Genomic DNA, 21,296 nt, shown 5'->3' with positions numbered 1-21,296 from the left:
ATTCGGTAATGGGACGAGCCAAACCCTGTTCACACGGCTCAGACGACGGCGCCCCCGTTGACACCGATGACCTGTCCGTTTACGTAACCCGCGGCCTCCGAACACAAGAAGGAGCACACGGCGGCAACGTCGGCACCCGCACCCAGGCGACGAGCGGGAATCGCCTTGGCGAGTTGCTCGGCAGGCGGCAACTTGCCCTCGCGCTGTTGTTCACGCAGCATGGGCGAATCGATCACGAAGGGCGGAACCGTGTTCGCCGTAATGCCCTTGGCGCCGTAGTCGAGGGCAAGGGTCTTCGTCATCGCGATCACACCGCCTTTGGTGGCCGAGTAGTGGCCCTGCGCCGGCGCGCCCCGCTGACCGGCTGCCGACGAGATGGTCACGATCCGGCCCCATTGGGCCGCGACCATGTCGGATAACACGGCTCTGACGCACAAGAAGGTACCCGTCAGGTTGACGGCGAGGTATCGATTCCATTCGGTGAGGGTGATCTTGTCGAAGCGCGTGAAGCCCGCAATTGCCGCACTGGTCACCAGGATCTCCACTGGGCCAAGGGAGTTCCGGACCGCGCCGAAGGCGGAGTCCACAGCGTTTTCATCGGACACGTCGACGCCCACCGCTAGCGCAGCGCCACCGGCGGCCCGGACCTCGGCAGCCACCCTGTCCGCCGCTTCCACGTTGACGTCCAGGACGGCCACCCGGTGGCCGTCGGCGCCGAGCTTCATGCTGATTGCCTGCCCCAGGCCCGATCCCCCGCCGGTCACCACCGCCACTCGGCTCAAATCACACCATCCCTAAATTCGTGGCCATCATCATCACCGATGCACACTGTACGAGTGTATAGCGCACAGGCGCTACCGCGCACAAGGTGGTCAGACGCCGGCGGGCCCGGGCGCACCGTGCATGTAGAGGGTCTGACCCGAACAGAAGCTCGATGCGTCGGATGCGAAGAACAAGACGCCGTAACCGATTTCGTCTGGTTCGCCGAGTCGACCGAGGCCGTTGCTCAGCGCGATGGCCTCGGGGTCCAGTCCGTAACGCGCCGCATCGTCGGTCAAGGTGGCCGCCCGGACGGCGCCGACGGCGATGGCGTTGACGCGAATCCCCTTCTTCGCCCATGCCGCCGCCATCGATCCGGTCATGTTGTTCACCGCGGCCTTGGCGGCACCGTATGGTGCCGCTTGCGGCATCGCCAGAAGGCTTGCACCCGAGGAGATGTTGACTATCGCGCCCTTGCCCTGTTCCATCATCGGCTTCGCCGCGGCCTTCGAAAGATGCCACACGGCCTTGAAGTTCAAGGCGAGGACTTTCTCGAAGTCGTCGTCGGGCCATTTGAGGATCGACTTGGTCTCGGCGCCCCCGGCACAATTCACCAGTACATCGAGTCGGCCGAACTCGGCCATCGCGGTGTCCACCAGCTCGCGGCAGGCCTCCGCAGTCGTAACGTCCGCCGACACAGCGACGGCGCGTCGGCCCAGCGCCATGACCTCCTTCGCGGTGGACTCGAGCGGGTCGGGGCGGCGGCCGGCCAACACGACGTCGGCCCCATGCTCCGCGAGTACCAAGGCCGCGCCGCGGCCGATGCCCGTACCACCGCCGGTAATGACGGCGACGCGTCCATCGAGTGAGAATCGACTGCTCATTGCGCTCCTCGAGTTGGTGTCTAGCCGAGCCAAGCGGTCGCCGACTGAGTTATACGATCGTATAGCAGGTGCCGTTTCGGCCGTGGCGAGATCGCACGGTTGCCCGCTGAACACCGGCTACTGTACGTTCGTACAGCATACGCCTCGCGCGCGCATGACGAATCACCCCCGAGGAGCCGACGTTGAACGATCTGTACTACGACCCATGGGACTTCGACATCGACCTCGATCCCTACCCCACCTACCGCCGGCTTCGAGATGAGTCCCCGGTTTACTACAACGATCGGCATGACTTCTGGGGCGTGAGCCGCTACGCCGATGTCGATTCCGCGCTCAAGGACACGGCGCGGCTCAGCTCGGCCAAGGGCGACATCTTAGAAGTCGTCATGGCCGATCCGGTGATGCCGCCGGGCATCTTCATCAACGAGGATCCACCACTACACACCATTCATCGCGCCATCGTCTCGCGCGCCTTCACCCCAAAGAAGATGCGTGCGATCGAGGACAAGGTCCGCAACTTCTGCGTCGCCTGCCTGGACCCGCTCGTCGGCGGGAATCGCTTCGACTTCGTGCAAGACCTTGGCGCCGAACTTCCCATGCGCACCATCGGCATGTTGGCGGGGATTCCGGACGCCGAACAGCCCGCGGTACGCGAGCACGCGAACCAGGTGCTGCGCAATAAACCCGGTAAGCCCATGGAAATCAAGAAGGATCATTACTTCACCGGTGAGATGTTCGGCGACTACGTCGAGTGGCGCGAGAAGAACCCCTCCGACGATCTGATCACCGAACTGCTCAATGTCGAATTCGAAGACGAGAACGGAACGACGCGCAAACTGACCAAGCAGGAACTTATCGTGTTCCTGGCCGTCGTCGCCGGCGCGGGTGTCGAAACGACCGGTCGCCTCTTCGGCTGGATGGGCAAGGTATTGGCCGAACATCCCGATCAGCGCAAGGAATTGGCCGAGGACCATGGGTTGATCCCGACGGCGATCGAGGAACTGCTGCGCTACGAACCGCCAGGCCCGCACGTAGCGCGCTACGTCACCACCGACGACGTGACTTTTCAAGAGCAGGTTGTTCCGGCGGACAGCGCCCTACTGCTGATGCTGGCGTCGGCCAACCGCGACGAACGGCACTTCGACGAGCCGGACAAGTTCGACATCCACCGAAAGCCCGGTGGGCACCTCACCTTCGGCCGTGGAGCACACTTCTGCGTCGGTTCGCCGCTGGCCCGCCTGGAGGGTCGCGTGGCCCTCGAAGAGGTGCTGAAGCGGTGGCCGGAGTGGGACATCGACATGGCCGGCGCGCGACGCTCGCGTACCTCGACGGTGCGCGGTTGGGACAGCATGCCCGCGATCATCGCGTGACAGCCCTTCAGAACAACGGTGTGAAGCGCGACGTTGGCAGCGCCGGCACGCCGCTCACGTGGCCAACGCTGGCCTTCTGCCGGGACCTGGGAGCCCAACTCTCCGCTGCGACAAGGTGACTCAGCGCCGCATTGACCGAAGAGTCCGGTTAGCGTCGTTCCGGAGCCAGCCGCTTGAGCGCCAGCCCTCCCTCAAACGGTCGGTAGCCGAAGGCGGCCGGGGCGCGATAGCCGGTGTCCTCCAAGGGAGTGTGCACCTCGGCGACGGTGGGGCCGATCTTGGCAGCCACCGGTACCAATGCGTCGAGATCGAATCGGTATAGGCGACGGGCGTTGCCGGCCAAGATCTTTCGGCAGGCGTCTTGTGTCCTGTCGTGCAGGGCCCAGCGAATGGCCAACTTGGAGTGGGGCGCAAAGCCCTCCTCGTGGGGATAATCACTACCCCACATGATGTGATCGGGGCCCATGAAGTCGATCATCGCGCCGTCGAAGGGCATCAGCTCACTGGCCAAATAGCAGTTCCGCTGCACGTATTCGCCCGGAGTCAGGGTCAGCGCATCGACCGACGATCCGCCGAACATCCCGTAGGTGCGGTTACCGGCTTCAGACTTCATGGTGGGCACCATGGCGTCGAGGATGCCGATCTGCCCGGGCACCCACAGCGTGCCCTGCTCGGTCGGCACGAATCGCAAGGTCGGATAGCGCTCGAAAACCCCGGCCAAGATCAGGTGACCGAGGGTGCGCTGGGCCCAGATCGCCATCTCGGTGATCAACACCGCGTTGGACGCCGGCTGGTCCATCGGCATCTCGGGGCTCCCGGCACCCGCGTGCTGCACCACCGTCAGGTCCAGGTCCGCGCACAGCGCCCAGATCGGTTCATAGCGGGTGTGAAAAAGCGGGGCCACGTGCGGATCACCGGGCGAGACCGCCGGAATCAGCACGCCGCCGAAGCAGTCCTGCTCAGCGCCCCAGCGGATTTCTTCGAGCGCCAGCTCGATGTCGTTGGGAAAGATCTGAATCAACCCGCGGCGCCGGGCCGGAGCCAGCGAACAGAAGTCGATCTGCCACCGGTTGTGGGCCTGCACACCGGCCCAACGCTTCTCGAAGTCCGCGCGAGTGCGGGGCAGGCTGATGGTGATGTTCGGGGTGCTCGGGAAGAACGGCGGAACGGTGTTGGGCAGCAGCACCTCGGCGGCTACCCCGTCGGCGTCCATCTCCGAGATCCTGAGCTCGTGGTCCCAGTTCCGATTGGCGGTGGCGACGATCAGGTCGTCGAACGGGCTGGCGTAGGCCTTGGCCCACGCATCGAACTCCTCGTGCAGCCGCGCCGGCAGATACGGCTTGTAGCCGTACAGATCCGCCCCCGCGTGGGTATCCGTCGAGATGACGACATAGCGATCGAGACTGTCCCACGTTGTAGCCATCGCATCCTCCACCAGAGTATGCCGAGTATAGAAGAAACGGATCGGCTCGCGAAGGGCGAATTTGTTCGTGAGACCCACAGGTGGCCCGAGGATTTCGTACGGCGCGGCGACCGGAGCACAATGTGGGCGTGAGTTGGACCAGGTATACGGGCCGAGCGGACGCGGATACCGCCCTGGACGGCGACGCGCTGCATGCCGAACTCGAAGACCGCATCCGCGTGGATAATCCGCATCTGACCGATGTCCGCCTCGAGCGGGCAGCCGCGACCGAGGCTTTCGACGCCGAACGGAGCCGGCGGTGGTACGACGTCACCTACCTGGCCGAAGACCCGGAAGACAATTCGTAGCCGGTCGACGCGGCGGCCCATTTGTCCGCGCGGTCACCGTCCTTGACGCTAAATTCCTCTCCTGAGCATTGCAAAGGAGCGAAGCGGTGCGGTCGATCATTGCCATCGTCGTTGCGGTCGTCAGCGGGGTCATCGCGCTGCCGACGCCGACGGCCCGGGCCGACGACGACTTCGTTGCGCTGGCCGTGTCGGTCGGAACCGGACGAGCCGCCGGCTGGGGCACCGGGGGCAGTCAGGACCAGGCGAACCAAATCGCGCTGGCCCACTGCACCGCCGAAGCCGGGGACGCCTGTGAGGTCGTGGCCGGCACGCGCAACGGCTGCGCATCGGTTGCGTTCGACCGTGCCTCCGGCCGCTTCCAGGGCGGCTCGGGTCCCGACATGACGGCTTCCGCGAACGACGCGCTGGCCAAGCTGGGGTCACCCAACGGGCGGGTCAAGACCACACACTGCTCGTCCTGACGTCCGGGTCGGGGTTCCGAGCGCCTGCGACAAGGACACCGCGATTTCGACTATCGTTCATCTAAGTCGTCCTTGACTGCACGCCGATCGGCCCGCGCACAGAGGGGAGGCCATGACTCCGTTGAGGGTTGGTTCTGGGAAGTGGTCGGCTGTCTGCGCGATTCTGCTATCCACTGCCGCGCTGGCCTGTGCAGCGCCGGCCGCAGCGGATGACAACGACGACGCGTTCATCGCGGGCCTTTCCAGGGGCGGAATCGCCATGCCCGACAACGATAATGCGATTGCGCTGGCCCATTCCGTGTGCACCAGCATCGATACGAACCCAAACGTATCGATGCTGGCGATCCAACTGACGAAGCAAACCGGCCTGTCGCCGAGGCAATCCGGCTACTTCATCGGCCTGTCGGTAGCCACGTACTGCCCGCAATATAAAGACGATGTCGACCCTTCGCTTGGCTGGCTGGTGCCACCCCCGCTCATGTGAGCGCAGCGAGTGCAGCACGAAGGGTTTTGCCGCGCTCAGCAGTGGTCGGTCCAGCATCGCTGCAGCGGGCAATAGGTCGAATGCGCAAGGCTCACCATGGATCCGACGTCTCCGAACGTCACGTTCCTCGGATCCAGAGTTTGGTGGATGCTCTGGGCGATCTGGTCATACGTCCAGCCCCACCCGATGTCGTCACAGATCAAGCGGCCCATTCCGGTGAGGGCGGCGTCGTGCTCGGGTGGCCAACTGAAACCGGCGGCGCGCAACTGAGCCAGGTACGCGTCATCGAGGGGATCGGCGGTAGCGACCGCGGCGCTGGCAACCAGAGCCGCGCCCGCCAAGACGGGGACGGCCAATGCGGCCAGCCGGCGAGGTGAGGGCATCATGCGCTTCCTTTCTTCTGGACGTTCACGATGCCGTCGACCCATAGCGGCATGAAAACGAAGAATAGGGACGGCTGGGAAAAAGCGGCTTATGAATGGCTGAACAATCGGATTTCGGCACCGTTGAAGGCGCGCGACTTCGGCGTCAGCCCGGCGTCACGCCGGCGGAACCATGCTCGTACGCCGTGGTCAACCAGAACACCGTGCGTTCGATCCCCGGCACGATTTCGGTGACGTCGATCTCCCCTTGTGTGAACCGGCTGAGAAACCCGTAGACCACTCCGGTGAGGATGAGCTCGAGGTCTTTGGCGAAGCCCGGCTCCGCTTGCGCCAGAACGGCTTTCGCAACGGGCACCACGGCGTCGACACCGCGCTGGATCAGGCGCTTTCCGCCGGGGCCCGATCGCGCCTGGAAGTAGGAGCGCAGCATCAACGGATGGCGTTCCCAGGGTTCGAAGATGGTCGTCATCACGTGCATCAGGTCCACATAGATCGACTCGCCGGGCAGGTCGTCGATCAGTGACGGCAGAGCCGCATAGCGATTGGCGTCCATCCACCCTTCGAGGGCCGCGACGATGAGCTCGTCGCGCGTGCGATACCGCTTATAGATGGTCGCCAGGGAAACCCGCGCCCGCCGGGCCACCTCGCGCAACTGCACGGCCTCATAGCCCTCGTTATCGAGCATCTCGACCACGATGCCCAGGATCGGATCTGCTTGCCGCCCGGAGGTGCCCTGAGCGGCCCGCGCCGAGGCCCCTGTTGCCGTCACAGTAACCATGTTACTGTGCGCAGGTGAGTAACGGCGTTACTCTGCCCTGATCTGGGCCGATGAACAGAAAGGACGAGCGCCGTGGGTGCTATAGATGGCAAAGTCGCCTTCATCACCGGGGTGGCGCGCGGCCAGGGCCGCAGCCACGCGGTGCGGCTCGCCCGCGAGGGCGCCAACATCATCGGCATCGACATCTGCGCCGACATCCCCGCCAACGGTTACCCGATGGCCTCCCATGAGGAGCTGGACGAAACCGTCGCACTGGTCGAAGAGGCAGGCGGCAAGATGCTGGGCACGGTCGCCGACGTCCGCGACTTCGAGCAAGTCAAGACCGCGATGGATGCCGGCGTCGAACACTTCGGCCGCCTCGACATCGTGCTGGCCAACGCCGGGATCGCGCCGTTGGCTTTTCGGCAGTTGAGCATCGAGGAGGAGCTGGCGCAGTGGCGAGCGGTCACCAGCGTCAACCTCGACGGGGCCTACCACACGGCATGGGCGGCCGTCCCACATCTGTTGTCCGGTAACCGCGGCGGGGTCATCATCTTCACCAGCTCGACCGCCGGCATCAAGGGTTTCGGCGGCCTGCAGGGCGGCGGCCTGGGTTATGCGGCATCCAAGCACGGCATTGTCGGACTGATGCGCACCCTGGCCAATGCGCTTGCACCGCTGAACATTCGGGTGAATACGGTGCACCCGACCGCGGTCAACACGATGATGGCGACCAACCCCGACATGACGGAGTTCCTGGAGAAGAATCCGGGCGCGGGTCCCCACCTGCAAAACCCGATGCCCGTCGGCATGTTGGAACCCGAGGACGTCAGCGCCGCGATCGCCTACCTGGTCTCCGACGAGGCGAAGTACGTCACCGGCGTGACCTTCCCCGTCGACGCGGGCTTCTGCAACAAGGTTTGATGCGCCGATGACAACGAACAACGCCACCGGCCGTGTCGCGGGCAAGCGGGTCTTGATCACCGGGGCAGCGCGCGGCATGGGACGCTCGCACGCGGTGCGGCTGGCCGAAGAGGGCGCCGACTGCATCCTGGTGGATATCTGTTCCACACCAAAGGGTTTGGAATATCCGCTGGCCACCGAGGATGACCTGAACGAGACCGCGCAACTGGTCGAGAAACACGGCCGCCGGGCGATCACGAAGGTCGTCGACGTGCGCGACGAGGCCGTCATGAAGTCGGCGGTCGACGCCGCCGTCGGCGAACTCGGCGGGCTCGACGGCGCGGTCGCCAATGCCGGCGTGCTCACCGTCGGTACCTGGGACACCACCACCGCCGAACAGTGGCGGCTGGTCGTCGACGTCAACCTCATCGGCGCCTGGAACACCTGCGCGGCCGCACTCCCCCACCTGGTCGCCCAGGGGGGCGGGAGCCTGGTCAACATCAGCTCGTCGGCCGGCATCAAGGGGACCCCGCTGCACGTGCCGTACACGGCGTCCAAGCACGGCATCGTCGGGATGACCCTGGCCCTGGCCAATGAGCTTGCCGCCCAGAACATCCGCGTCAACACCGTGCACCCCACCGGGGTGGCCACCGGAATGGCACCGCCGAGCATGCACACGTTGATCGCCGAGCAGCGGCCCGACCTGGTGCCCATCTTTCTCAACGCCCTGCCCGCACCGCTGATCGAGGCGTCCGACGTGAGCAACGCGGTGCTCTACCTGATATCCGATGAATCCCGTTACGTCACAGGACTCGAACTGAAAGTCGACGCCGGTGTCACAATCCGATAAGGCTCCCATGCGCGATCGTGCGCGCCATGAACGCGGGGTGCGCACCTTCGTCGAGGTGATGATGATCGACCCGCCCGACAGCGACGGCCCGTATGCGGGCGGCCTGATCGACTTCGTCTTCGGCGAGGTGTGGTCACGGCCGGGCCTCAGCCGCCGCGACCGACGGTTCGTGACCCTGGCCTGTGTCGCGGCCGCCGATGCGCAGGCCCCCCTGGAACAACACGTCTACGCCGCACTCAACAGCGGCGACCTCACCATCACCGAAATGCGGGAAACCGTGCTGCATTTCGCCGTCTACGCGGGCTGGCCGAAGGCGTCCCGCTTCAACATCGCGGTGGACATGCAGTGGGCCAAGATCGCCGAGGCGAGCGGCGAGCCACCCCCTCCCGCGGAACCGTTGCTGCCGCTGGTCACCGCCAGCGACCCCGAGCAGCGGCTGCAAGGCGGCGAGGAGTCATTCAAGGAGATCAACTGCCTGCCGTTCGCGCCGATGCGCGACAACCCGTACTCGGGTGCGGGCATCCTGAACTTCGTCTTCGGTGAGATGTGGCTGCGCCCCGGCTTGGGGATGAAGGAACGCCGGTTGATCACCGTCGCCTGCGTCGCCTTTCAGGATGCCGAAATCCCGATCATGTCGCACGTGTACGCGGCGCTGAAGAGTGGCGACGTCTCCTTTGAGGAGATGGACGAACTCGCACTGCAGTTCGCGGCGTACTACGGCTGCGCCAAGGCCGACTACCTCAACCAGGTGATCGCCGAACAGAAACAGCGGGTGACGGCCGAGAACCAGGCCGAGCACACGTCCGTCGGCTGACACCCCACCGGAGGAAAACTCGCCCATGACGGCAACCGCGTCCTCACCCGCGCTCTCGGGTGCGTTACTCATTGGCGGAGAACGCATTACCACGGCATCGGGCGGCGCCCATGAGCACGTCTACCCGGGCACCGGCCGGCCCAACGCGACCATCCCCCTGGCCGGCGAGGGTGAGATCGACAGGGCAGTCGACAGCGCCTGGCAGGCGCACCGGGAATGGATGTCCTATCCCGTCGATCGCCGTCGCGATCTGCTGTTCGCGTTGGCCGATGTGGTGCGCGACCACTTTGCGGAGCTGACCGAGCTCAACGTGCACGATTACGGCGTCCCGGTCTCGGTGGCCGGCAACTCCGTGCTGACCGAACGTTTCTTGCGTTACTACGCCGGTTATGCCGACAAGACGCACGGGGCAAGCACTCCCGTCGCCGGCGCGTTCGACGTCAATCTCGTCGAACGCGAGCCCTACGGTGTCGTCGGTGTCATCGCGCCGTGGAACGGGCCGCTGGTGGTCGCCGGCGCTGCGGTGGCTCCCGCGCTGGCGGCGGGCAACGCGGTGATCCTCAAGCCCTCCGAGCTTGCGTCGTTGGCGCCCTTGCGCTTTGGCGAACTCTGTCTGGAAGCGGGCTTGCCGCCGGGACTGGTGAACGTGTTGCCGGCCGGCCCGGAAGGCGGTGACGCGCTGGTGCGTCATCCCCGGGTCGGCAAGATCCACTTCACCGGCGGCCAGGCGACCGCCCAGAAGGTCCTGCAAGCCGCGTCGCACAACCTCACCCCCGTGACGGCCGAATTGGGCGGCAAATCCGCCTATCTCGTGTTCGCCGATGCCGACCTCGACATGGCCGCCATCATCGCTGCGCACCAGGGACCGATCACCCAGGCGGGCCAAAGTTGTGCCTGCGCCTCGCGGATCCTCGTCGAGGCATCGGTGTACGCCCGCTTCGTGGAGAAACTCGTGGCGACCGTGCGGGCCGCCAAGATCGGTGATCCGCTGCAACCCGACGTGATGCTCGGTCCCGTCATCACCGAAGCCGCCGCCGAGCGCATCCTCGCGGTCATCGACCGGGCGGTCAGCGAAAGGGCCGGTGATCTGGTCACCGGCGGACGCCGACTGGGTGGCGAACTGGCGTCCGGTCATTTCATCGAGCCGACGATCTTCACCAACGTCGACAACCGTTCGTCACTGGCGCAGACCGAAACCTTCGGCCCGGTGGCTTCGGTGATGCCGTTCGGCGACGAGGCCGAGGCGGTCCGGATCGCCAACGATTCCCGCTACGGCCTCAATGCCTTTGTGGCGACGTCCAACCTGGAACGTGCACACCGGGTTGCGCGTCAGCTGCAGGCGGGTTCGGTGTGGGTGAACAGGCACAGCGACATCGAGCCCCAGGGTCCCTACGGCGGCTACAAGCAGAGCGGATTCGGCCGCACCGGCGGCGTCGAAGGTCTCTACGAGTTTCTGCAGGTGAAGAACATTCGCATCGGCATGAGCTGACGTTCTCGAAATCTCAGCCCCCACCGGCATCGGTTGCCGTGAAATATTGTGCAAACCAAGTATTTCCGCTAACGGGGTAGAGTCGCGGGCATGAATTTGGTCGAGTGGCTCAGGACGCCCCGCTACCTGCGGACGCGTTTCATGATGGAAACGCGGCCGCTGAACCGCCTGGAGATGGAGATCGTGTTCCTCGAGGTCGCCGCCCGCGACGCGTTGGTCCGCCTGCCAGTGGCGTTCATGATTCTGCCGAAGAGCCCCCGACCCTGGCGTGATGGCCCGTCCAACCCGGAGCAGGCCAAGTAGCCGTCCCGCACAGCAGGCGGGACCCTGCGGGACCACCGACGATGACCATCGACAACCCCTACTGGGACGCTCGCCGAACCTGCAATTGCTCGTGCGCCGGTACCGCTGGACCGTCCCCGACCCCGACACCGTGCAGTTCGTGGCCGCCCACATCCAAGGCGGGTTGGTCGATCCCATTGCCGGCACCGGTTATTGGGCCTACCTGCTGACCCAGCTGGGCGTCGATGTCGTCTGCTACGACCTGAATCCGGGCACCGACCTGCTCACCATTGGCTGGCACGGCGAAGACATGCACGCCGAGGTCGTCGCGAAGGATTGCGCAGAGACGGCCGCCCTGCACCCCGAAGCGGACGCTGTTCCTTTCCTGGCCGCCGCATGACCAGGACGTCGGCACGCGAATACTCCTGGCCTACAACGGGAATCGCCTTATCTACGTCGGTGATGGCCGCGGCGGAACGGGTGATGACCAGATGCATCAGATCCTCGAAACGCACTGGACCGAAGTCGATTCCCGCCAACCGGTGCTCTGGTGGGGCCAGCGCGATCGGGTGACCGTCTACGAGCGCATCTGCCCCTAGCGCGCGACTTGGGCGCCGGAACCGAGTCGGGCATGCTGGCGGTATGCACGTGATCAACGGAGTACGCGACCCGGCGGCAAGCTTTCCCCTCGACACCACGGCGGACGACGCCGGCGAGCGCCGGCAGGCCAATCGCGCCGTTGCCGTCAGTGCCGTCGGGCTGGCGGTGACCGGCCTGGTCGAATTGGTCATCGCGCTGTTGTCCGGCTCGGTGGCGTTGCTGGGCGACGCGCTGCACAACCTGTCGGACGTCTCCACCAGCGCCCTGGTGTTCATCGGCTTCCGCGCGTCGCGCAAGCTTCCCACCGAGCGGTATCCCTACGGCTACGAACGCGCCGAAGACCTCGCCGGTATCGGGGTGGCGCTGGTGATCTGGGGCAGCGCCGTCGTCGCGGGTTTCGAGAGCATCACCAAGTTGCTTCGCCACGGCGGCACCGGTTACGTGGGCTGGGGCATCGGCGCGGCCGTCGTGGGCGTGGTCGGCAATCAGCTGGTGGCCCGCTACAAACTGGTGGTGGGCAGGCGAATTCGGTCGGCGACCATGGTGGCCGACGCCAAGCATTCGTGGCTGGACGCGTTGTCGTCGGGCGGCGCGGTGCTCGGGCTGATCGGCGTGGCGCTGGGTTGGGGCTGGGCCGACGCGGTCGCCGGGATCGTCGTCACCGGCTTCATCTGCCATGTCGGCTGGGAGGTGACCGCCGATATCGCGCACCGCCTGCTCGACGGCGTCGACCCCGACATCATCACCACCGCCGAGTCCGTCGCCGCCTCGGTCCCCGGTGTCACGCATGCGCACGCCCGGGCCAGGTGGACCGGGCGGACCCTGCGCGTCGAGGTGGAAGGGTTTCTGAAAGCCGACACGTCGCTGGCTGCCTCCGACCAGATCGGTCGACGCGTCGCAGCCGCACTCGCGCCACGGATCCCGGAGATGCAGAGCTTCACGTGGACGGCGCGAGCTGCCTGAGCGAGTGATCGGGCCGAACCCTAAGGCCGCCAACACGATTCGCGTCGGCGCACTCGGTTTGGCTTAGTTGCCGGCCGCACCGTCCGGCTTGAGGCCGCGGTCCTCGCCGGTGATGTATTTGGGGCAGTAATGGGCAGCCGAGAGATAGGTGAACTTGGCCGCGCTGGCGCCCTGAAAGGCCGGATTCTGGTTGCGCAGGTCCGTCACGATTTTTGCATCGGACTGGCCGTCGTCCAGCAGTTCACACACCGACTTGCCGATGGTGATCGCATTGCCGCCGTCCTGATAAGTGATGCCGGCGTCTCGAAGGTCCTTGAGGAAGTCCTGATCGTTGTCGATATCCGCGTGCACCGGCGGGGCCAGCACGACCATAGTTGCAAGGCTGGTCAGTCCCAAGAGGAATCGCATAGCGCTTTGATTGTCGCAAACATGCCGGTGATTGGCATCTCGTCGGGCGAACGGGACGTGGACTGTCCGCCGCCCGGCGGGCGGCGGAATAGCCGATTTAAATGCACCTGACGCGGGTGGCGAATAGGCGCTACTGCCGCTCAGCAAATAGATCCGCGTGGGCGCATTGAGGCATATTTAACGCTGTAGTCAATGCTGTGGGGGCGTAAAGGAATTGTAAAAACCTGATTACATTTTCCTCACACTCCCCGGCGCGGACGACGGGTCAGGAGGAACTGGCCGTCGTCGCGCTCGATGTGGGCGAGGTGGTGCTCGAAACCACGTACGGGCAGTACGTGCTGGCGGCGATGGCCGCGAATTTGTTGGCTTTGTCGTCAGTCAGGTCGGAGTTCTTGGACTCCAGCGTCGAGACGACATCCGACATCGCCGTGGGGGCCTGAAGCGTCTTGCATACCCATTTGCCCGCTCCGACTGCCAGATCACTATCGGAATACGCGATGCCGGCCTTATCCAGTGACGCGATGAATGCGTCGTCAGTGTCATCGGCGTGTGCAGGCACCGCCATACCAATTACGGCGGCAAAGCCCGCCGCTGCGGCGAGAAACAGTTTCATGAATTACAGATTGACAGAAGGGCGAGCAACCCGCATCTCGTGCAACGAACGCATCGTCAACCTACGGTTGACAAGACATCCATCGTCAACCTAGCGTTGACGACATGTCCGAGCCTGTCCGCATCGCCTACCCGATCCGCCTCGACGAGCTGATCGACGCCATCAAGGCCACCCGACCCGACGTGCTGGACCAGCTGGCCGACGCCGTCCTGGCCGGCGAACACCTGGGTGAGATCGCCGACCATTTGATCGGCCACTTCGTGGACCAGGCCCGGCGTTCCGGGGCGTCCTGGACCGACATCGGCAAGAGCATGGGCGTCACCAAGCAGGCCGCCCAGAAGCGCTTCGTCCCGCGCGCCGAGCCCGCCGCGCTCGATCTGGAACAGGGGTTCTCGCGCTTCACCCCGCGGGCGCGGGGCGCGGTGGTGGCGGCCCAGAACGCCGCGCACCACGCGGGCAACGGCGAGATCACCCCCGATCACCTGCTGCTGGGTGTGCTCGGCGATGCGGCCGCCCTGGCGACGGTGTTGTTGCACCTGCAGAAGGTCGACACCGAGGCGCTGCGTGCCGCCGCGACCGAAGCGATCTCCACCCTGCGCACGGATCCCGAACCGCCGCAGCTCATTCCGTTCAGCGGACCGGCGCGCAAGGCCCTCGAACTGTGCGTACGCGAGGCACTTCGCCTGGGCCACAACTACGTCGGCACCGAGCACCAGTTGCTGGCGCTGCTGGAGCTGGAGGGCGGGGACGGGCCCCTGCACCGATGCGGCGTCGACAAAGACCGGGTCGAGGCGGATCTGATCGCGGCGCTGCAATCCCTGTCCGGCGGCGGAAATGTCGCCTCGGGCGCGGCCGGAGGCGGCTGACCGGTGCGGCCGACCCCTCCCTTCGGCGTCGCCGCGTGTGCAATCATGCGAGGGTCCCCCGCAACGGCGCCAAGGAGGCACGACATGGCGAAGATGCACCGCTGGCCGATGGTGGCGTCCGCCTTTCTGGTCGCCATTGCCGGCGTCATCGCCGTCGGCGTCGGCCCGGTTCCGTTGCCCCGCGCGTGGGCCGGAGATGCGCCGATCGGCCACATCGGTGACACGCTGCGGGTGGACACCGGCACGTTCATCGCCGACGTCACCGTGAGCGGCGTGGGGCCCTGCGACCCGCCGCCCGGATTCGGCTACACCCGCGAAGGCACCTATAAGGGCTTTCCGGGCAGCACCGTCGAGCGCGCCGACGTGACCATCCGCGCGATCCGGGTGCCCAACCCGTACGTCATGGCGACCGTGATGGATTTCAACGGTGTGACCCCCAACGCCGACGCCTACAAGCCGCGGGCCTCCGATGCGCCCGACGCGCTGGACAACGTGCTCGTCAATGCCCCGAACGGGGCGATCGTGCGCGGCGGGGTGTATTGGGACGCGTACCGCGATCCCGTCTCCACCGTCGTCCTGCTGGACAAGAAGACGGGCTATCACCTCGCGCAGTGGAACCTCTGACCGGAACCTTCCAGATCGCGCCGGCGGATTGCGGTGACGCCGTAGAGCTGGCCGCCGTTGCGGCACAGACCTTTCCGTTGGCGTGTCCGCCGTCGGCGGCCGCCGAGAACATCGCGTCGTTCATCGAAGCCAACCTGTCGGCCGCCCACTTCGCGCAGTATCTGGGCGATCCGGATCGCGCCATCGTCACCGCGCGCCAGGACGGCCGGATTGTCGGCTACGCCATGCTGGTCCGCGGCGTCTCCGAGCACGCCGGCGTCCTGCAGGCGGTCGAAATCCGTCCGGCCGCCGAGCTGTCGAAGATGTATGTCCTGCCCGACCACCATGCGAGCGGGGCCGCGGCGGCGTTGATGGAACGCATGCTGGCCGTCGCGACCGACTGGGGTGTTCGTTGCGTGTGGCTGGGCGTGAACCGGGCAAACCAACGCGCACAACGCTTTTACCTCAATAGCGGGTTCACGATCAACGGCACCAGGACGTTTCAACTCGGCGCCGGGGTTCGAGAGCGACTATGTCATGATCCGCGAGCTGGATTAGCCGCCGCGGTCAGCGCCAGGAGCCGGGAAGTGGCCCGCAGATACTTCTTTCGGTAGCCACCGGCCAGCATCTCCGCGCTGAAGATGGTGTCCAGTTTGGCGCCCGAGGCGAGCACGGGAATGCCGGCGTCATAGAGCCGATCGGTCAGCGTCACCAACCGCAGCGCGACGTTCTGATCGTCGATACCGTGCACGCCGGTCAAGAACACCGCGCGCACCCCCTCGAGCAACGTCAGATACCGCGACGGATGCATGGTGGCCAGGTGCGCGCACAGAGCGTCGAAGTCGTCCAGCGTCGCACCGTCGACTCGCGCGGCGCGCGCGGCAACCGCGTCGTCGGACAGCGGTTGCGGTGCGGGTGGCAGCCCGCGGTGCCGATAGTCGGGTCCCTCGATCCGCACGGTCGTGAAAATGCTTGCCAGCGTGTTGATCTCGCGCAGGAAATCCTGCGCCGCGAAGCGGCCCTCGCCGAGTTGCTCGGGCAGCGTGTTGGAGGTGGCGGCCACCGAGACCCCGCGCTCGACCAGCGACGAGAGCAGCCGCGCGATCAGCGTGGTGTTGCCCGGGTCGTCGAGTTCGAATTCGTCGATGCAGACCGCCGTGTAATCGGCGAGCAGGTCGATGCACTCGACGAAGCCGAACACGCCGGCCAGCTGGGTCAGTTCACCGAACGTCGCGAACGCCTTGGGCGCCGGGCCATCCGGTGACCTGCCCGGACCGTCGCCGGGCAGTTCGTAGTAGGCCGACGCGAGCAGGTGCGTCTTGCCGACGCCGAATCCACCATCCAGGTAGAGCCCGATGCCGGGCAGAATCTCCCGTCGGCCCAACAGCTTTCGCCGGCCGGCGCGACGCTCGACGGCCTGCCGGCAGAACTCCTGACACGCCAGCACCGCGGCGGCCTGCGTCGGCTCCGCCGGATCCGGCTGATACGTCGCGAAGCTCACGTCGGCGAAGGTCGGGGGCGGTCGCAATTGGGCAATCAGCCGCTCCGGCGACACCGTCGGATGCCGATCCACCAGGTGGGCCACGCCGCCCGAAGCGCCCGCGGAGGTGGACCCGTGCATGCAGGAACTGTAGCGGCGTGCTGCAATCAGACTCATGCCCGACTCTGGCGGCCCCGAAAGTTTCGCGACGTCCGCGACCTCGGGGACGCCGCTGTCGCTGCTCGGCGCGGTTCGCGGACTCGATGACGGCGACCTCCCCCGGCTCTACGACTATCCCGAACACGACGGGACGTGGGTGCGAGCGAACTTCATCACCAGCGTCGACGGCGGGGCCACCACGGGCGGCAGCAGCGGGGCGATGGGCGGTCCGGGCGACCGGTTCATCTTCAACCTGCTGCGCGAGCTCGCCGACGTCATCGTGGTGGGCGCGGGCACGGTGCGGATCGAGGGCTACTCGGGCGCGCAGGTCGGCGCCGCCGAGCGGCAGCGGCGGCAGGCCCGCGGCCAGAGTGAGGTCCCGCAACTGGCGATCGTGACCGGATCCGGCCACCTCAACCGGGATATGGCGGTGTTTACCCGCACCGAGGTGGAGCCGTTGGTGCTCACTTGCACCGCGGCGGCCGAGCAGACGCGCCGCGCGCTCAGCGGCCTGTGCGAGGTGCTCGACTGCTCCGGCCGCGATCCCGAGAACGTCGATGAGGCCGCCATGTTGGCGGCCCTCGGCGCGCGCGGCATGCGCCGCATCCTCACCGAGGGCGGCCCGACACTGCTGGACTCGCTGATACAGCGCGACATGCTCGACGAGCTGTGCCTGACGATCGCGCCCTGCCTCGTCGGCGGCCAGGCGCGACGCATCGCGACCGGCTCGGGGCAGCTGCTCACCCAGATGCGGTGTGCCCACGTCCTGACCGACAACGCCGGCTACCTTTACACCCGCTACGTCAAGGCCTAGCTACTGTGGTCGGCATGAGTCGGCCGTACACGTGCGCCACGATCCTGGTCGCGGTGACCGCGTTGCTGGCCGGCTGCGTCCCGGGCCTGGCCGCCGATCCGCGGTTCGCCACCAATTCCGGTGCGCGACCGCAGGGGGCGGCGACCTCGAAGCCGGCGCCCAGCGGCCCACCGCCGATCGCCGCACCCAAGAACGACTTGGCGTGGCACGACTGCACCTCCAAGGTCTTCGCCGACGCGGCCGTCCCAGCCGCCGGCGGCGTCCAGCTGGACTGCGCGAACTACGACGCCGACCTGGATCCGGTCAACGGCGGGGGCGGCACCCTGACCATCGGCGTGGTGCGCGCCCGCTCCGACAAGACACCCCACGACGCCGGGCCGCTGGTCTTCACCACCGGCTCCGATCTGCCGTCCTCGGCGCAACTGCCGATCTGGCTGTCTCGGGCCGGCGCCGACGTGCTCGCCACCCACCCCATCGTGTCCGTCGACCGCCGCGGCATCGGGATGTCGAGCCCCATCGACTGCCGCGACAAGTTCGACCGTCAGCAGATGCGCGACCAGTCGCAATTCCAGACCGGCGACGACCCGGTGGCCAACCTGTCCGAAATCTCCAACACCGCCACCACCAACTGCGGCGACGCCGTCGGTATCGGACCCAACGCCTCCTCCTACGACGACGCGCACGCCGCCTCCGACATCGAGCGGTTGCGCGCGCTGTGGGACGTGCCCACCCTCGCGCTGCTCGGCATCGGCAACGGCGCGCAGGTGGCGCTGGCCTACGCCGGATCACGGCCGGACAAGGTGGCCCGGTTGGTCCTCGACTCACCGGTTGCGTTGGGCACCAACGCCGAAGCCGCCGCCGAACAGCAGGTCAAGGGGCAGCAGGCCGCCCTCGACGCGTTCGCCGCGCAGTGCATCGCGGTGAACTGCGCGTTGGGCGCGGACCCCAAGGGCGCCGTCAGCGCCCTGCTGGCCGACGCCCGCGCGGGCAAGGGCCCCGGCGGCGCGTCGGTGGCGCAGGTGGCCAACGCCATCACCGTCGCGCTAGGCTATCCGGCCGGCGGCCGCGTCAACGCCACCACCAACCTCGCCAACGCGCTCGCGGGCGCCCGCTCGGGCGACACCAACGCGCTGAACAACCTGATCAACCACGCCAACGCCATCCAGGACTCCGACGGCCAGTTCGTCAACGTGTGCAGCGACGCCGTCAATCGCCCCACCCCGGACCGGGTGCGCGAACTCGTCGTCGCCTGGGGCAAGCTCTACCCCGACTTCGGAACCGTGGCGGCACTCAACATGGTCAAGTGCGTGCACTGGCCCACCGGCTCACCACCGGCCACGCCGAAGACCCTCAAGGTCGACGTGCTGTTGCTCGGCGTGCAGAACGACCCGATCGTCGGCACCGACGGCGTCGCGGCGACCGCGGCCAGCATCATCAACGCCAACGCGGCCAGCAAGCGGGTGATGTGGCAGGGCATCGGCCACGGCGCCACCATCTTCTCGGGCTGCGCCGTTCCGCCGCTGATCGGCTACCTCAGCAGCGGCAAATTGCCCAACACCGACACCTACTGCCCGGCCTGACGCTGCTTTCCGGCCCACGCGGGCGCCGGTATAAGGTGCGCTGGTGACGGCAGCTGAATCGACCCGAACCGGCCTGCGTGACCGGACCCTGGCCGCCTTTGGACCCCGCACCGGCGCGCCGAGCGTCGCGACCGTGCTGCGGATGGCGTTGTGGCCGATGGCCATCTTGTCGGTGCTGCACCGCAGCATCGTGCTCACCCTGAACGGCAACATCACCGACGACTTCAAGCCGGTGTACCGCGCGGTCCTCAACTTCCGGCACGGCTGGGACATCTACAACGAGCACTTCGACTACGTCGACCCGCACTACCTCTACCCGCCGGGCGGCACCCTGCTGATGGCGCCGTTCGGCTACCTGCCCTTCACGCCGTCGCGGTTTCTGTTCATCGGTATCAACACCGTCGCGATCCTGATCGCCTGGTACCTGCTGCTGCGGCTGTTCAAGTTCACGCTGTCCTCGGTCGCCGCGCCCGCGCTGCTGCTGGCCATGTTCTGCACCGAGAGCGTGACCAGCACGCTGGTGTTCACCAACATCAACGGCTGCGTCCTGCTGGCCGAGATGCTGTTTCTGCGCTGGCTGTTGGACGGCAGGATCAGCCGGCAGTGGTGGGCCGGCCTCGCCATCGGCCTGACGCTCACGCTCAAACCCGTGCTGGGCCCGCTGCTGTTGCTGCCCCTGCTGAACCGCCAGTGGCGGACGCTGATACCCGCGTTCGTCGTGCCGGTGGTGATCAACATCGCCGCCTGGCCGCTGGTGAGCCACCCGATCGAGTTCTTCACCAAAACCCTGCCGTACATCGGCGGCACCCGGGACTACTTCAACAGCTCCATCGAGGGCAACGGCGTGTACTTCGGTCTGCCAACCTGGCTGATCGTGTTCATGCGAATCATGTTCGTGCTGATCGCGATCGGCGCGCTGTGGCTGCTGTACCGCTACTACCGCACCCGCGACCCGCTGTTCTGGTTCACCAGCTCGTCGGGAGTGCTGCTGTTGTGTTCCTGGCTGGTGCTCCCGCTGGCCCAGGGCTACTACTCGATGATGCTGTTCCCGTTTTTGATGACGGTGGTGCTGCGAAATTCGCTGATCCGCAACTGGCCTGCCTGGCTCGCGATCTACGGCTTCATGACGCTGGACGACTGGCTGATCTACCGGGCGATGAGGTACGGCCGGGCGCTGCATTACCTCAAGATCACCTACGGCTGGTCGCTGCTGCTGATCGTCGCCTTCACCGTGCTGCTCTTCCGCTACCTCGACGCCAAGGCCGAGAACCGGCTGGATGGCGGCATCGATCCGGCGTGGCTGACGGAGGAGAGCGGGAGCCCCGAGCTGGCCGCAAGCGCGGCGGAGCCGGGCGCAGCGGGCCAGCGCAATCCGAGCTAGCGCTGGTCGCAAACGCGGCGGAGCCGGGTGCAGCAGGCCAGCGCAATCCGAGCTAGCGTGGATGGATGACTTCCCCTGACGTGTCGCAGCCCAAGGTGCAACTGAGCGACGACGAGTGGCGCAAGAAACTCAGCCCGGAAGAGTTCCACGTGCTGCGGAAGGCCGGCACCGAGCGGCCCTTCACCGGTGAATACACCGACACCAAAACCGAAGGCGTGTACCAGTGCCGGGCCTGTGGTGCCGAATTGTTCCGCAGCACAGAGAAGTTCGAGTCGCATTGCGGCTGGCCGTCGTTCTTCGACCCGGCCAAGTCCGACGCGGTGATCTTGCGCCCCGACCATTCCATGGGCACGACCCGCACCGAGGTGCTGTGCGCTAACTGCCACAGCCACCTGGGCCACGTGTTCGCCGGCGAGGGCTACCCGACGCCGACGGATCAGCGCTACTGCATCAACTCGGTCTCGCTGCGGCTGGTGCCGGCGAGCTAGCTCCTCGCGGTTCGCTTCTCAGGCGCCGCGACACTTAAACGGTTGCGACGACGCGCCGCAAAGCGTCGAAACTTTTCAAGTTTCGCGGGATCTCACCGACATGTCGTGACGTCTTTGAGGTCGTGGACGACGTAT

General features: G+C 66.3%; 25 protein-coding genes and 1 pseudogene. 18 read left to right on the top strand and 8 right to left on the bottom strand.

What is annotated here, in order from left to right:
• Nucleotides 1-38: 38 nt before the first annotated feature.
• Together ACZYVJ_RS23435 and ACZYVJ_RS23430 are read right to left on the bottom strand one after the other, a co-directional pair.
• The gene (locus tag ACZYVJ_RS23435; protein WP_463833539.1) at nt 39-782 is read right to left on the bottom strand and encodes an SDR family oxidoreductase; all 744 of its coding nucleotides are present in this window, start codon (nt 780-782) and stop codon (nt 39-41) included.
• A gap of 90 nt (nt 783-872) precedes the next feature.
• A complete protein-coding gene (locus tag ACZYVJ_RS23430) occupies nt 873-1,643 on the bottom strand; it encodes an SDR family NAD(P)-dependent oxidoreductase (RefSeq protein ID WP_463833538.1) in 771 nt (256 codons plus the stop codon).
• A 182-nt stretch (nt 1,644-1,825) separates the two neighbouring features.
• On the opposite strand from ACZYVJ_RS23430, the gene ACZYVJ_RS23425 reads away from it, so the two are divergent.
• A complete protein-coding gene (locus ACZYVJ_RS23425; protein ID WP_463833537.1) occupies nt 1,826-3,013 on the top strand; it encodes a cytochrome P450 in 1,188 nt (395 codons plus the stop codon).
• 148 nt (nt 3,014-3,161) lie between these two features.
• On the opposite strand, the gene ACZYVJ_RS23420 is transcribed toward ACZYVJ_RS23425, so the two are convergent.
• Entirely contained in the window at nt 3,162-4,436 is a 1,275-nt protein-coding gene (locus ACZYVJ_RS23420) for an amidohydrolase family protein (protein ID WP_463833536.1), read from the bottom strand.
• A 128-nt stretch (nt 4,437-4,564) separates the two neighbouring features.
• On the opposite strand from ACZYVJ_RS23420, the gene ACZYVJ_RS23415 reads away from it, so the two are divergent.
• The 3 genes from ACZYVJ_RS23415 (at nt 4,565) to ACZYVJ_RS23405 (ending at nt 5,728) form a co-directional block, all read left to right on the top strand.
• The gene (locus tag ACZYVJ_RS23415; protein ID WP_463833535.1) at nt 4,565-4,783 is read left to right on the top strand and encodes a hypothetical protein; all 219 of its coding nucleotides are present in this window, start codon (nt 4,565-4,567) and stop codon (nt 4,781-4,783) included.
• Nucleotides 4,784-4,869: 86 nt separating this feature from the next.
• Entirely contained in the window at nt 4,870-5,244 is a 375-nt protein-coding gene (locus ACZYVJ_RS23410) for a DUF4189 domain-containing protein (RefSeq protein WP_463833534.1), read from the top strand.
• A 112-nt stretch (nt 5,245-5,356) separates the two neighbouring features.
• A complete protein-coding gene (locus tag ACZYVJ_RS23405; protein ID WP_463833533.1) occupies nt 5,357-5,728 on the top strand; it encodes a DUF732 domain-containing protein in 372 nt (123 codons plus the stop codon).
• A 35-nt stretch (nt 5,729-5,763) separates the two neighbouring features.
• Here ACZYVJ_RS23405 and ACZYVJ_RS23400 read toward each other — a convergent pair whose 3' ends face one another.
• Nucleotides 5,764-6,114, bottom strand: coding sequence for a DUF732 domain-containing protein (locus tag ACZYVJ_RS23400; RefSeq protein WP_463833532.1), 351 nt, complete (start codon nt 6,112-6,114; stop codon nt 5,764-5,766).
• Nucleotides 6,115-6,256: 142 nt separating this feature from the next.
• Nucleotides 6,257-6,889, bottom strand: coding sequence for a TetR/AcrR family transcriptional regulator (locus ACZYVJ_RS23395; protein ID WP_463833531.1), 633 nt, complete (start codon nt 6,887-6,889; stop codon nt 6,257-6,259).
• Between the two features lie 72 nt (nt 6,890-6,961).
• Between ACZYVJ_RS23395 and ACZYVJ_RS23390 the strand changes: the two genes are divergently transcribed.
• The 7 genes from ACZYVJ_RS23390 to ACZYVJ_RS23360 all read left to right on the top strand — a co-directional run bounded on the left by ACZYVJ_RS23390 (nt 6,962) and on the right by ACZYVJ_RS23360 (nt 12,769).
• Nucleotides 6,962-7,792 carry a mycofactocin-coupled SDR family oxidoreductase gene (locus tag ACZYVJ_RS23390; protein WP_463833530.1) on the top strand — a complete coding sequence of 277 codons (831 nt, stop codon included), beginning with the start codon at nt 6,962-6,964 and terminating at the stop codon, nt 7,790-7,792.
• A 7-nt stretch (nt 7,793-7,799) separates the two neighbouring features.
• Nucleotides 7,800-8,621: a mycofactocin-coupled SDR family oxidoreductase gene (locus ACZYVJ_RS23385; RefSeq protein WP_463833529.1), complete on the top strand. Its 822-nt coding sequence runs from the start codon at nt 7,800-7,802 to the stop codon at nt 8,619-8,621.
• Nucleotides 8,622-8,628: 7 nt separating this feature from the next.
• Nucleotides 8,629-9,435: a carboxymuconolactone decarboxylase family protein gene (locus ACZYVJ_RS23380; RefSeq protein WP_463833528.1), complete on the top strand. Its 807-nt coding sequence runs from the start codon at nt 8,629-8,631 to the stop codon at nt 9,433-9,435.
• Between the two features lie 25 nt (nt 9,436-9,460).
• Nucleotides 9,461-10,924 (top strand): aldehyde dehydrogenase family protein, encoded by a 1,464-nt coding sequence (locus ACZYVJ_RS23375; protein ID WP_463833527.1) that lies wholly within the window; start codon nt 9,461-9,463, stop codon nt 10,922-10,924.
• Nucleotides 10,925-11,014: 90 nt separating this feature from the next.
• Nucleotides 11,015-11,227 carry a hypothetical protein gene (locus ACZYVJ_RS23370; RefSeq protein ID WP_007774815.1) on the top strand — a complete coding sequence of 71 codons (213 nt, stop codon included), beginning with the start codon at nt 11,015-11,017 and terminating at the stop codon, nt 11,225-11,227.
• The gene (locus ACZYVJ_RS23365) at nt 11,196-11,606 is read left to right on the top strand and encodes a hypothetical protein (protein ID WP_463833526.1); all 411 of its coding nucleotides are present in this window, start codon (nt 11,196-11,198) and stop codon (nt 11,604-11,606) included. Before ACZYVJ_RS23370 ends, ACZYVJ_RS23365 begins: the two co-directional genes overlap by 32 nt.
• A 242-nt stretch (nt 11,607-11,848) precedes the next feature.
• Nucleotides 11,849-12,769, top strand: a complete 921-nt coding sequence (locus ACZYVJ_RS23360) for a cation diffusion facilitator family transporter (RefSeq protein ID WP_463833525.1) — start codon at nt 11,849-11,851, stop codon at nt 12,767-12,769.
• A 63-nt stretch (nt 12,770-12,832) separates the two neighbouring features.
• Here the strand turns inward: ACZYVJ_RS23360 and ACZYVJ_RS23355 are convergent, their stop codons facing one another.
• On the bottom strand, nt 12,833-13,177 hold the full coding sequence (locus tag ACZYVJ_RS23355; protein ID WP_463833524.1) for a DUF732 domain-containing protein: 345 nt from the start codon (nt 13,175-13,177) through the stop codon (nt 12,833-12,835).
• A 265-nt stretch (nt 13,178-13,442) separates the two neighbouring features.
• Nucleotides 13,443-13,790: a DUF732 domain-containing protein gene (locus tag ACZYVJ_RS23350; protein WP_463833523.1), complete on the bottom strand. Its 348-nt coding sequence runs from the start codon at nt 13,788-13,790 to the stop codon at nt 13,443-13,445.
• Between the two features lie 104 nt (nt 13,791-13,894).
• Here ACZYVJ_RS23350 and ACZYVJ_RS23345 point away from each other — a divergent pair, with 104 nt between their 5' ends.
• The 3 genes and pseudogenes from ACZYVJ_RS23345 to ACZYVJ_RS23335 all read left to right on the top strand — a co-directional run bounded on the left by ACZYVJ_RS23345 (nt 13,895) and on the right by ACZYVJ_RS23335 (nt 15,817).
• A complete protein-coding gene (locus ACZYVJ_RS23345; RefSeq protein WP_463833522.1) occupies nt 13,895-14,656 on the top strand; it encodes a Clp protease N-terminal domain-containing protein in 762 nt (253 codons plus the stop codon).
• 93 nt (nt 14,657-14,749) lie between these two features.
• Nucleotides 14,750-15,280, top strand: a complete 531-nt coding sequence (locus ACZYVJ_RS23340) for a hypothetical protein (RefSeq protein ID WP_463833847.1) — start codon at nt 14,750-14,752, stop codon at nt 15,278-15,280.
• Nucleotides 15,268-15,817 (top strand): annotated as a pseudogene (locus ACZYVJ_RS23335) (N-acetyltransferase family protein). The gene ACZYVJ_RS23340 and the pseudogene ACZYVJ_RS23335 overlap by 13 nt, the downstream one beginning before the upstream one ends.
• Here ACZYVJ_RS23335 and zapE read toward each other — a convergent pair.
• Nucleotides 15,795-16,916, bottom strand: coding sequence for a cell division protein ZapE (gene zapE / locus ACZYVJ_RS23330; RefSeq protein ID WP_463833521.1), 1,122 nt, complete (start codon nt 16,914-16,916; stop codon nt 15,795-15,797). The pseudogene ACZYVJ_RS23335 and the gene zapE overlap by 23 nt on opposite strands.
• On the opposite strand from zapE, the gene ACZYVJ_RS23325 reads away from it, so the two are divergent.
• From ACZYVJ_RS23325 to msrB, 4 genes are all read left to right on the top strand, one after another.
• Nucleotides 16,915-17,712 (top strand): pyrimidine reductase family protein, encoded by a 798-nt coding sequence (locus ACZYVJ_RS23325; RefSeq protein ID WP_463833520.1) that lies wholly within the window; start codon nt 16,915-16,917, stop codon nt 17,710-17,712. The genes zapE and ACZYVJ_RS23325 overlap by 2 nt on opposite strands.
• A gap of 14 nt (nt 17,713-17,726) precedes the next feature.
• On the top strand, nt 17,727-19,292 hold the full coding sequence (locus tag ACZYVJ_RS23320) for an alpha/beta fold hydrolase (RefSeq protein WP_463833519.1): 1,566 nt from the start codon (nt 17,727-17,729) through the stop codon (nt 19,290-19,292).
• 40 nt (nt 19,293-19,332) lie between these two features.
• Nucleotides 19,333-20,673 (top strand): arabinofuranan 3-O-arabinosyltransferase, encoded by a 1,341-nt coding sequence (gene aftC, locus ACZYVJ_RS23315; protein WP_463833846.1) that lies wholly within the window; start codon nt 19,333-19,335, stop codon nt 20,671-20,673.
• Between the two features lie 65 nt (nt 20,674-20,738).
• A complete protein-coding gene (gene msrB, locus ACZYVJ_RS23310; protein WP_463833518.1) occupies nt 20,739-21,161 on the top strand; it encodes a peptide-methionine (R)-S-oxide reductase MsrB in 423 nt (140 codons plus the stop codon).
• Nucleotides 21,162-21,296 lie beyond the last annotated feature (135 nt).

It is taken from the genome of Mycobacterium sp. IDUB_3 (genome assembly GCF_055419585.1).
Note: the sequence above shows the minus strand (reverse complement) of the source record. Positions and strands in the feature narration are given on the sequence as shown.

Bases quoted from the DNA above. Each gene is read 5' to 3' on its own strand.
- ACZYVJ_RS23430 (WP_463833538.1), bottom strand. From the start codon at position 1,643: ATGAGCAGTCGATTCTCACTCGATGGACGCGTCGCCGTCATTACCGGC.
- ACZYVJ_RS23420 (WP_463833536.1), bottom strand. From the start codon at position 4,436: ATGGCTACAACGTGGGACAGTCTCGATCGCTATGTCGTCATCTCGACG.
- ACZYVJ_RS23405 (WP_463833533.1), top strand. From the start codon at position 5,357: ATGACTCCGTTGAGGGTTGGTTCTGGGAAGTGGTCGGCTGTCTGCGCG.
- ACZYVJ_RS23400 (WP_463833532.1), bottom strand. From the start codon at position 6,114: ATGATGCCCTCACCTCGCCGGCTGGCCGCATTGGCCGTCCCCGTCTTG.
- ACZYVJ_RS23395 (WP_463833531.1), bottom strand. From the start codon at position 6,889: ATGGTTACTGTGACGGCAACAGGGGCCTCGGCGCGGGCCGCTCAGGGC.
- ACZYVJ_RS23385 (WP_463833529.1), top strand. From the start codon at position 7,800: ATGACAACGAACAACGCCACCGGCCGTGTCGCGGGCAAGCGGGTCTTG.
- ACZYVJ_RS23380 (WP_463833528.1), top strand. From the start codon at position 8,629: ATGCGCGATCGTGCGCGCCATGAACGCGGGGTGCGCACCTTCGTCGAG.
- ACZYVJ_RS23375 (WP_463833527.1), top strand. From the start codon at position 9,461: ATGACGGCAACCGCGTCCTCACCCGCGCTCTCGGGTGCGTTACTCATT.
- ACZYVJ_RS23370 (WP_007774815.1), top strand. From the start codon at position 11,015: ATGAATTTGGTCGAGTGGCTCAGGACGCCCCGCTACCTGCGGACGCGT.
- ACZYVJ_RS23365 (WP_463833526.1), top strand. From the start codon at position 11,196: ATGGCCCGTCCAACCCGGAGCAGGCCAAGTAGCCGTCCCGCACAGCAG.
- ACZYVJ_RS23360 (WP_463833525.1), top strand. From the start codon at position 11,849: ATGCACGTGATCAACGGAGTACGCGACCCGGCGGCAAGCTTTCCCCTC.
- ACZYVJ_RS23355 (WP_463833524.1), bottom strand. From the start codon at position 13,177: ATGCGATTCCTCTTGGGACTGACCAGCCTTGCAACTATGGTCGTGCTG.
- ACZYVJ_RS23350 (WP_463833523.1), bottom strand. From the start codon at position 13,790: ATGAAACTGTTTCTCGCCGCAGCGGCGGGCTTTGCCGCCGTAATTGGT.
- ACZYVJ_RS23345 (WP_463833522.1), top strand. From the start codon at position 13,895: ATGTCCGAGCCTGTCCGCATCGCCTACCCGATCCGCCTCGACGAGCTG.
- ACZYVJ_RS23340 (WP_463833847.1), top strand. From the start codon at position 14,750: ATGCACCGCTGGCCGATGGTGGCGTCCGCCTTTCTGGTCGCCATTGCC.
- ACZYVJ_RS23325 (WP_463833520.1), top strand. From the start codon at position 16,915: ATGCCCGACTCTGGCGGCCCCGAAAGTTTCGCGACGTCCGCGACCTCG.
- zapE (WP_463833521.1), bottom strand. From the start codon at position 16,916: ATGAGTCTGATTGCAGCACGCCGCTACAGTTCCTGCATGCACGGGTCC.
- ACZYVJ_RS23320 (WP_463833519.1), top strand. From the start codon at position 17,727: ATGAGTCGGCCGTACACGTGCGCCACGATCCTGGTCGCGGTGACCGCG.
- msrB (WP_463833518.1), top strand. From the start codon at position 20,739: ATGACTTCCCCTGACGTGTCGCAGCCCAAGGTGCAACTGAGCGACGAC.